The organism is Spirulina sp. 06S082 (genome assembly GCF_034932145.1).
Lineage (GTDB): Bacteria > Cyanobacteriota > Cyanobacteriia > Cyanobacteriales > Spirulinaceae > CCY15215.
On record NZ_JAYGHV010000056.1, the window covers coordinates 1 to 10,260 of the forward strand.

General features: G+C 44.0%; 7 protein-coding genes and 1 pseudogene. 2 read left to right on the forward strand and 6 right to left on the reverse strand.

Translation table 11 applies throughout. The features are described 5' to 3' along the window. The first annotated feature begins 134 nt into the window (after positions 1–134). Entirely contained in the window at positions 135–338 is a 204-nt protein-coding gene (locus VB714_RS05980; protein ID WP_204103287.1) for a type II toxin-antitoxin system HicB family antitoxin, read from the forward strand. 482 nt (positions 339–820) lie between these two features. Here VB714_RS05980 and VB714_RS05985 read toward each other — a convergent pair whose 3' ends face one another. From VB714_RS05985 to VB714_RS06010, 6 genes are all read right to left on the reverse strand, one after another. After that, positions 821–4,156, reverse strand: a complete 3,336-nt coding sequence (locus VB714_RS05985) for a tubulin-like doman-containing protein (protein ID WP_323222150.1) — start codon at positions 4,154–4,156, stop codon at positions 821–823. A 76-nt stretch (positions 4,157–4,232) separates the two neighbouring features. Then, entirely contained in the window at positions 4,233–4,700 is a 468-nt protein-coding gene (locus VB714_RS05990) for a PIN domain-containing protein (protein ID WP_323222152.1), read from the reverse strand. A 6-nt stretch (positions 4,701–4,706) separates the two neighbouring features. Further along, a complete protein-coding gene (locus VB714_RS05995; RefSeq protein WP_323222153.1) occupies positions 4,707–4,847 on the reverse strand; it encodes a hypothetical protein in 141 nt (46 codons plus the stop codon). A gap of 174 nt (positions 4,848–5,021) precedes the next feature. Further along, positions 5,022–5,951, reverse strand: a complete 930-nt coding sequence (locus VB714_RS06000; RefSeq protein WP_323222155.1) for a vWA domain-containing protein — start codon at positions 5,949–5,951, stop codon at positions 5,022–5,024. Between the two features lie 113 nt (positions 5,952–6,064). Continuing rightward, positions 6,065–7,669, reverse strand: coding sequence for an ABC transporter substrate-binding protein (locus tag VB714_RS06005; RefSeq protein ID WP_323222157.1), 1,605 nt, complete (start codon positions 7,667–7,669; stop codon positions 6,065–6,067). Positions 7,670–8,069: 400 nt separating this feature from the next. Then, complete coding sequence (locus VB714_RS06010; RefSeq protein WP_323222160.1) at positions 8,070–9,665, reverse strand: ABC transporter substrate-binding protein; 1,596 nt, start codon at positions 9,663–9,665, stop codon at positions 8,070–8,072. A gap of 162 nt (positions 9,666–9,827) precedes the next feature. Here VB714_RS06010 and VB714_RS06015 point away from each other — a divergent pair. Beyond that, positions 9,828–10,260: pseudogene (locus VB714_RS06015) on the forward strand (histidine kinase); the annotation flags it as partial.

Sequence of the window (10,260 nt, forward strand, 5' to 3'; positions counted from 1 at the left end):
GCAGCAACGCAAAGATGTGTTGTAATTGTTTTGGCTGTTTTGTTTTTTGAAAGAATGCGATCGCAGAAGTTTTGCTATCGCCTTTGTTATCGCGCACATTGTGCTATTCTAGTATGAGTTCTAAGCTGGAAGAGATGAAATGGCGTGTTATTCTTGAGGTAGACTCAGCAACAGGTGATTGGGCAGTTTGGTGTCCGGAATTACCGGGTTGTGTATCAGCAGGAGAAACAGAAACGGAAGCATTAGATAATATTCGCGAGGCGATTTCCCTCTATCTAGAACCCGATCCTATTGAATTAAAATCAGGGGAAGTGTTGCGAGAGGTTTTGGTGGGATGACTCGTATTCGGCAGATGAATGCCTCTGATGTAGAACGAAGCAATCATCGTATTATTTTGAGTATATAACCGTAGAGAAATATAATCTAATCCCTGATCGGGACGAACTGAAAAAATTGTATCTTTTACAGTTCTTTCAAATTTAGTAAACAGCAATGCCGCATTATCAACTGGGAATTCAGAAAGCGCACCGCTAACTTGAGGCTGAAAAATAACACGATACCATCAATAAAAGTATTAGATGTTTGAGGATTAATCATTGCAATAATATTTCTTGATTTTTTCTCATCTTCAAACAATAGTGATGGTATTCTAGGAGCAAAAAACAAAGATATTTCTTTGTAAATCTTATGAATTAATCTATAGATGTCTTCAATTAGCATTTTTTGCCAATATCAATATTATTTTGACTTATATTTGACTGTATCAATGATGTTTTTAACGATTCGGGGTAGACAATTTCTACCCCAAATCGTTAACATTTTACAATCCTAACAACCTACGTTTGGCCGATTGAAACTCTTCATCAGATAGCAATCCTTTTTCTTTCAAACTGGCTAAACGCTCTAACTCACCCATCATGTCCGATGAGGCAGGAGGAGGAGGTAAATCTATGGGTTGTTTAACATTTCCGTTCCCACTATACTCACCTTCTCCAGAAGTGTCAACAGGTTCGGGAGAAACTGCTTCTGAAATACTCTCTTCTTTTGTTTCCTCAGTTTTCAGCTTGTACTGCTCGATCGCATCCAAAACGATCGCAGCTTCTCGTTTGTATTCCGGACTGTCTTTTCCTCCTTCTAATTCTAGCTCTCGTTGGGAGAGATAATCGGTAAATTGTTTAAACAAGATCTGCTTTTCTGCATTGGTTTCTGCACTGGTTAAAATCTGTTTGACTTGCCGATCGCACTCCTCGCGATCCTCCCGACAGGCTTTCACCTCCAACACCTGAGACACTTCCTCCCAACTGGAAGCCAAATCCACATTTTCCTCTCCAATAGCAGTCCTGCGAACGTAACGTACAGCACTTTCTTTAGTTCGTTTGTTTTGTTCTAAACGCAAAACTCCTAAAGCACGTGCTAAAACCACTAAGTTAAAAATCTTTGGATCTTCCGGGAAAATATCCCAAAATGGCGGCTCTTTTTGAATGTGAACTGGGATAGGAAGATCGCGGCTTTCTCCTTTAAGTTGGGCGCGCTTGGCAACTATCATTTGTCCTCGCCAATCTTGATAGGACTGACGTAACTCTCGCATCCCATCAATCGATCGCAGGGAAAATCCCCCTATTTCCTGCACGAAAACAATACGATAGCGTTCGGGTTCTCCTAATGGTTTGATATCTTCATCATTACTGATAAATTCTTGGATTAAGGGTAACATTTTTATTGCTGCCGGATCGGTAGTATTTCGTCCTCCCAATACTGCAACATTGGCGTTTAAAGCGGGGGTAAACCCTGCATCTTTGCCTCGCATAATCGCTTGATTGAGGAGAATCAACGGTTTGGATTTGTTGTAAGCAATGCGGAGATTGTTGGTGATTTCGGCATTGTCGTTGTAGATTTTGAACAGGCGATCGCAGGCTGCTAAATCTTTCTTCAAGCGACTATCTTCCGGTGCGCGATCGATGACTTGTTTGTTGCGATCGAATATCTTTTCTCGCAAATCTTCTTCCTGTACTTCGGGAATTTCCGTGATATCAAACAACCGCATAATTTCATCCGCTTGACGGGTTTCTTTCCATAACGGACTGGCCTGCTCTAAAATATCGGTAGAGAGGGTAGAACCGAGAGAATCCATCCCTATTTCATAGCGACTTTTACTGCTTTCTGAAGCACCTGCAAACTGTTCGATTAAATCCTGATATAAGCCATTGAGTTCATTGCGATCGTACAATTTAATGCCATTTACTTCTAACGCATCGGCACTCTCAGCATCGCGATCGGATCGTTCTTGAAAGTAATCTCGCGCAATGGTCAAGCGTTGAACGTAACGATTAAAACGCCCTTCTAAAATCACCAGATGTTCTCGCAAACGCGCAATAACATCTAAGCCTAAATCTCGTGCTTTGCGCTGAATGGTGGCAATTAAACTCCCTTCTAAACCATTTAATGCGGCCTCGCAATATTCCTCTATTTTAGATTGTTTGGTGACACCAAATTTATTCTTAAATTCGTTAATATCTGCCAAAGCGCTTTCGTATTGTTTCTGACGATTGTTTTCATTTTTACTCCAAACTTTATCTCGTTCTCGTCGAAACCGTTCCTCAATATCATTAAACACCTGACGGACGGTGACAATAAAGGCATCAGCAAACTTTGTTCCCCGCACGCGATCGCTTAAAATGGCATAGAATTCATCTTCTAATGCCTTGCGACCCCGCTTAATTGACTCGTCTCGGTTATTATACATCCGTTGTAAATAGTCCCCGTGCAAGCGCTCATCCGGACTCAACTCCCGAAAATGATCCGCACGATAAGCATTGACTTTCGGCTGGAGATATTCATTAACAAAACGCAAGATTTTCCCTTTTTCCGAACCAAATACATTAGGACCTTGTTGGGTGCATTGCAGCCAATTATCGGTCGCAATTTCATTGCGAATTTCATTCACCCACTGGGAAATCACTTGCAGATAGGGGCGATCCTGTGCGGAGGAAATATCGGCAATTAATTCTGCTTCCGTTAAACGCATCCCTTTGAGCGTATCGCTGCGAACTAAATCTAACATTTGTGGCGGTAATTGTACCGACTCATTGAGCCACCAAGCAATCAAATCTTTGGATAAACGATTGGCTAAAGAAGTACGAATTTGAGCGATAGGAATTTCAATGCTAGAAAGACCAAAACTCATGAAATTCTTGGGATATCCTCTTCCTCCTGGATCTGCCTGCGCCCAAGACCCTTTAATATTATCTCGGATCGATCGCTTATGAGGAGAAAAATCCGAAGTCAAATCGAGGAAAATATTTTGGGCGATCATTTCGCGAATCTGCTCTAATTTAAAGTCACTTTCCCCATTTTTCGTTCCTACTAAATAGGTAAAATCAAAAGGCGCTCGCTGACTGCGAATTTCATCGGCTAAACTATTACTAAACTGCCCCACATATTCCGTGCGATGGTCGGAAAAATAACTCAATTCCACCATTGCGGCATAACCATTGGCCAAAACGCGATCGCCAACACTAATTCCTGCAAACGCATTGGGCATAGGCACAATTGCCGTTACTGTTGGCGTGCCTTCCTCTTTGATCCAATCTCGGATACAATAGCCAATATCGATTATTGTGCCGCTTCCCGTGCCTCCCGAGAGAGAACCCGTCACAAAGACATTAATTGCATTGGTATTGACCTTAATTCCATAGCGATCGAGCATTAAGTTTTCTTTGCCTTTAATGCCTCGCACTGCATTGCGAAACTTGTCTCGGATGTCGTGATAATTGCAGAAAAAGGCAAAACGACCACAAGCACGAATTTGTCCCGCACCTGCCTCTAAAGAGGTTAAATTCCGCTCGAGTTCGTTGGGAAACCAACGATTAATCCAAGGATAATTATCCATATCAGCAAGCATTTCATTCACCTGTCGTCCTCCCACTCGCGCCCAATGTTTTTCCTTATCTTTTAAAGGACTTCCTCCTGCTTCTGGACTGGCAATTTTATAATCTTTATCTGTATCGATTAACAAGAAACCAATAATGGGAAAGTTCTTCAAACTGCCATAGGTTTCTTCTACCAAACGGCGCACTCGTGCCAAGACTTCTGCACCCGTCCCGCCAACACCCACAATAACCGTGGGAATCATTCCTTTTTCTTCAACTGTTGCCATTTTGTCCTCCTATTTTAGGTCGTTATTTTGGATAATCAAGGTTAGATTACTGCGATCGCAGTATCAACAAAACTTATTAAACTTTTATTGTTTTCCAGTTTTTTGCTTCAGCAAAACGACTCAAATGTTTAATATTTTTGGTAGCAATAATAACATATCGCCCCGGATGTTCTTCTTGTAATAATTGGCAGTGAGCCGAAATGATTAGATCGATATCTAGAGCTTTGCGATCTGCTGTTGGTTTTCCTTGTAACTGTGCTTGTGACCAAATTTCTGATGCTCTATACAGCACATTTTTGGTAATCTCAATAAATTCTATGATATTTGTTAAATCATTGAGGTTTTCTAAGCCATTGATTTGTGAATTTTTTGTCAAAGCGAGTATCAACGATCGCCTAATCTCATAATCACAAATATCTGAGGTGACAACCCTAGCACTTCTTGCAAGTAAGGAATACAACCATTGTTTACACTCATTAACCTCTGGAGAAGAGTTCGGATTACAAAGCATTCCTAAGATAGAGCTATCTACAAAAACTATCATCGATCGCTAGGATTTCTCAGAGAATAATTTTTGTCCCATGGGACGATGACTATCGATTGTTTCATAAACGAATTGCCAAAACCTTAAATCTTCCTCTGTTGTTTTTTTACTTTGATTTCGTTCGATCATCGCTTTGAGTAATTTCATTGCTTTTTGATTTGTTTTAAGCTGTTCTTCTCGATCCCATCCTGAATCTAAGATATGATCGTTCCTTGATTGTTGCTCTGGCGAGATTAGAGTTGATTTGTCCATAATTCTCCTACAATTGATAAACAAGCTATTCTACAAGTATATATCGAAAAAGACAATTTAATGACCGATTTAACATTGGGAAAGAAAAGGTAAAGCCAAATCCAACATTTTATAGATGCGCCAAACAATAATCGGCGTTAATCCCGTCCAAAAATAGGCATTTCCCAAAGCAATTTTTCCAGCCATATCCATTGGCATTTGTCGCCAACCTTGCAAAATAATCCGATCGAAAGGTAGCACCAATGTCCACATCAACGCTACCCATGCACAAGCTAACCAAAAAATCAACCATTTTAAGTTACTATTGAAACGACCAAAAAAGCGATTAGAAAATAATTGTTCCAAATCATTAACATTCCCAGAAACATATTTTCCTCCCGTCCCCACCGCCGCTAAAGCCAATGCGGGGGCATCGGCACCAATAACTATAGAATTGAGCTTGACGCGGTTTAAAGTAGCATCAGCGATCGCCGTCGGAGAAACGTCTCCTTGACCGTCGGTAACTAACAATAATTCCCGACATTCCTCGCGACTGCTTAACGCATCTGTCCCGGCATTAATAGCACGGCTGAGGTCGGTGCTTCCCGGAATGACGCTCTTTTCCAGTCCAGGACGGCGCAAAGCATTTTCGAGGTCTTCTTTAACTTCCTCGCTATTGTTTGCAAACTCCTCTGTGAGAGGGCGCACAACTCCTGCAAACCCTAATACCTTAACCTGATTGGGTTGGCGGAGCAATTCTGGAGTATTGCGATCGAGATAGGCATTGACGGCTTGAATCTCACTTTCCAGCACCGATCCTGGGGCATTAAAGCGATCGCCGTAGGTACTGTTGCTGAGATCGAGGGCGATCGCGACAGCAACGGGAGGTCGTCCCAACCCTAACAGCCAAAATAACGCCGCTAACACTAAAAATAACCCCAAAAACATCAGGGGAATTTGAAACAGGGGATAAAGATGAAACGGACGACGATAAGCACTCACAGAATCAATACCCAGCAAAGAACTAATTTAAAGATGCACCCCTTAACCACAAGTTTCGGGATTTTTTAGCCTAATTCTAGATAGAGATTAACGCATTCCCAACTTATTGTCAGGTTTCTTAACATTTCTCCTTAAGATTCTACCGGATCGAAACGATAGTCCGATCCGGTGGGTCCTCCAGATCCTTGCACTGCTTTCACTAAAGGAACTCGGGTAAAAATCTCAAAATCAGCATTAGAACCGGTGATTTTGACTCCTCCTTCAAGAATACTAATGACTTCAGCCCGATCGCCTGCTTGCGCGATCGCCTCAGAAAGTGCTTGGGTGACATCATAAGCCGCCGCCGTCCGCCAACTCACCCGACCTTGCCATAAAGTGAGAGCAGTTTTAGCAAAATCGTCTTGTTCCTCATAACGCCAAGGCACCGCCAACACTAAATCCGCGATCGCATCTCCCCCTTCCACTAAAATATCGGGGTTGTAGAGTTGGTCGCCACCGATCGCCGTCAAAGCCGTGTTAGCGTCCTTGTTAGCTTGGGCGATCGCCACCGCTTCGGAAATTTCTTCCTTATTCAACGCTAAAAAGGCGGTATTTGCCCCCGATGCGATCGCCTCTTTAACGGCTTGGGTTGCCTCGAAATCCCCCGCTTTAATATCAATTTCTTGCACTAATGTTCCTTCTTTTTCGATAATTTTCACTAAAGTTTGTCTTTGATTCTCACTGTAATCTCGTTGAGAATTATAAAAGATCGCCACTGCGGGACGAGAATGCTGAGTTTTAGCATAGGCGATCGCCGTATTGCTGATGGAGGCGAGATAATCCGCGAGTAATTGGGCACTTTTTTGTTTGGGAGGAACGAGCTTTAAAAGAGACTCTTCGGAAGAGACATCGATATTAATGGGAGAAAGCACCGCCAAATTTTCCCCCTGATAAACTCGCATGGCAAGGTCGAGGTCGGGGGTAACACTATGCCCCATCACGCCGAGAAGATTAGCAAATTGGCTCAAATCTTCGGCGATCGCCACGGATGTTGCCGGTAAGACTTCATTCACAACGACCACTTCCAATAACTGCCCCGAAGCAGCTTGATTAAACTGGTCTTGTTTGAGGGCAACCCCTCGCAACACTTCTTTAGCGGCATCGAGATCGGCGGTAATGGGCAGGACTACTGCCATTGTGAGAGGATTTCCCGCTTGTTGGGCTTTGGCATTATTCCCATAAATTTTCGCCTCGGGATCGTTGCGATCGCTGGTCGCAGCTTGGTCGTATTCCTCAACAGCTAAATCCCAATTTTTGTCCGCAAAAGCAGCAGCCCCAGCCTTTTTACTCGCAGTTTCCGAGAAAAATAGCTTTTCCCCCTGAGAAATCAATTGAGGATGATTTTGAGCCGTTTCTCCCACTAAAGTATCGGAGGGGAGTATTTTCACCTCCTCATTCTTCCCTCCTTCCCGAGTTGAAGTGAGGAATTGATAGGCAGCAAAACCCCCTCCGGCGATCGCTAATAAAACAACCGCAACACTGACAGGAATTAACCAAGATGATTGGGATTTCCCAGAAAATATCGTTTTTTTGGGAGGTTTTGAGCCTCCTTTTTGGGTTGCTGCGATCGCGGACTCTTGGGGAAGTCCGCACACCAAACAATCTGTCCCTTTGTTTTCATAGGGTTCGTGAGGAGTCCCGCGATCGGGATATTGTTTACCATCTTTGGGAATTCCATCACAGATCCAACTTGCCATCTCAGTTCTCCATGCTTTTGTATCTAACCCGAGTTGCTAGTTATAAATAGGATACGTTTTGATCCCCCTAAATCCCCCTTAAAAAGGGGGACTTTGGGATTCTCCCCCCTTATCAAGGGGCAGCTTTGGGATTCTCCCCCCTTATCAAGGGCAGCTTTGGGATTCTCCCCCCTTATCAAGGGGGGCTTTGGGATTCTCCCCCCTTATCAAGGGCAGCTTTGGGATTCTCCCCCCTTATCAAGGGCAGCTTTGGGATTCTCCCCCCTTATCAAGGGGGGCTGGGGGGGATCGAATCAATAACTAGCAAGTTAAGTTATCTAATACTTTACTCGTACCATTCAAGTTATCATTATCGTTTTCCGCGATCTTCCCGAAGAGAAACCCGAGTTTTGTGTTTAAGTTAAGGCAACCATTTGAAACCTAACTTTGCACCTTCAGGTGGTGGGGCATCGGGATCGGCAATGACCAGAAACGGTTCGCGATCGAGTTCCCCCGTTGGAGAAAATTTCAGCATCACCCCTGAAGTTTCTTCGCGATCGAGTTCGAGGGTTTGCAGATCCGCTAAGATTTGCTGGCGATCGCTGCGATTATTGAGAACCGATGCGATCGCCCTAGCCGCATCATAACTGGTGGCATTGCGCCAGCTAATTTTTCCCCCCCAATGTTTTTCGGCTTGGGCTGAATAAGCCGTAGGATCGTAACTCTGGGACACCCAAGGGACCGCCAAAATCAAACCCTGCACCGCATCCCGTCCGTTAATCAGCGTATCGGGACTGTAGAGGGCATCTCCTCCCAAAAGTTTCATTTTTCGTGAGGGTAAATTGTGATTTTCCACAGCAATTTCTAAAGCGATCGAGGCAGTATCGGTACTGGGTAACAAAATAAGGGCTTCCGCTTCTCCATCAGCACTCTTTTCTACTGCCCCACGAGGGTCTAATTGAGCTTGACGCAGATCGATTTCTTCTAGGATACCGCTTGCGGGAAACACGCTTTTAAATGCCTTTAACAAACTCTGACTATAGATGCTTTGGGTATCGTAGAAGATTGCAATGCGCTGAAAATCCTTTTGAGTAAACTCTGCCAACTTCTCACCCGTGGCGCGATCGCTGGTAACGGTGCGGAAAAACACCGAACTGCCTAAATCTGTACTGGTACTGGTGGGAGAAATAACAGGTAATCCTTCTTTCTCATAAATCGGCAAAGCGGCAATGGTTGCATCGCTGGAATTATGACCGATAACGGCTAAGATTGCTGGGTTTTGAGCCAATTCTGCTGCTACTTCCGCCGCAACTTGAGGATCGTTGCCATCGTTGACAATGGCAATCTCGAGAAGGCGATCGCCTCGACTGCGAGAATCGTTAAATTGCTGTTGTGCGTCCGCCAATCCCCTCAATATTTCTTCGGCAGAAGTGGCTCTGTTATCTGCTGGAACGACGGCTGCAAGGGTCAGAGGCGAGCCTTTGCGCCGTGCTTTGGCATTATTGAGATAAATTTGAGGTTCGGGGTCATTTCTCGCCCCTAAAACCGCTTTTTCCAAAAATTCAATTGCTTCTGGATAATTTCCCGCTTTAAATTCATCAATGCCGCGATCGCGATTTAAATTCCCCTTATGGCGAAATAAAGTTCTTTCTCCACTACTGATCCTTTCCGGTTCTGATGGTTTAATGACAGTAAGGCAAACTTTCCCTTCTCTCACTTGACCCAGAGGACAGGCGCGGCTTTTCTGCCAGAAGAAAACTCCACCCCCAAGGAGTAATGCAAAGATAGCGATCGCCCCCAAACGAGCGATCGGGAGACTTCTCTGAGGTGGTGGAGAAGCGATCGTCTTCCGAGGTTTTGAGTTTCCAGACTGACTCTCTCCACGTTGATTGGCATAATATTGCCGTTCTTTTTCCCGGACTTCCTTTTCATCTAAGCCACAGTTTAAACAAAAGACACTCTTGTTCTCGCAGGCATCATATTCGCAAATCGGTTTACCAGGACATTGCCAACTCATCTTTGTTTCTCCTCAAACTCACCCATATTGTAATCGCGATCGCCTGAGAATTTGACTGGAGATAAAACCCAACTGCGATCGATGAGTCAGTCCTTAAAGGCATTAGGCTCCTGCTTTTCTCGTGTACAATTTTAGGAGTTCCCCGACTTCAAACGTCCCTCCGTGCAAAGAAAGTTTCCCTTGCGGTTGGTTATTGTCATTCCTACATTGCTGCAAATCTTTGCAGCCGTAGGATTAACAGGATTTTTGTCTTGGCGTAACGGACAGCAGGCCGTTACGGACTTGGCTACGCAACTTAGTCAAAAGACAAGCGATCGCATTGAAACCCACATTCGCAATTATTTAGAAACATCCGAATTGATTCTGAAAATCAATGAAATTTCGGCACGACAAGGACGGTTAAATGTTGACGATTTTAGCGAACTCCAGCGCTATTTTTGGCAGCAAACACAATTAAGCGACGCGTCAGCAACCCTATACTACGGTAGCGAAACCGGGGATTTTTTGCAAATCGAACAGGGAGACCCTGCCACAATTTCCCTTCGTACTCAAGATACTGCTCCCTTTTGGAACATTTATCGCCTCAATGACCGAG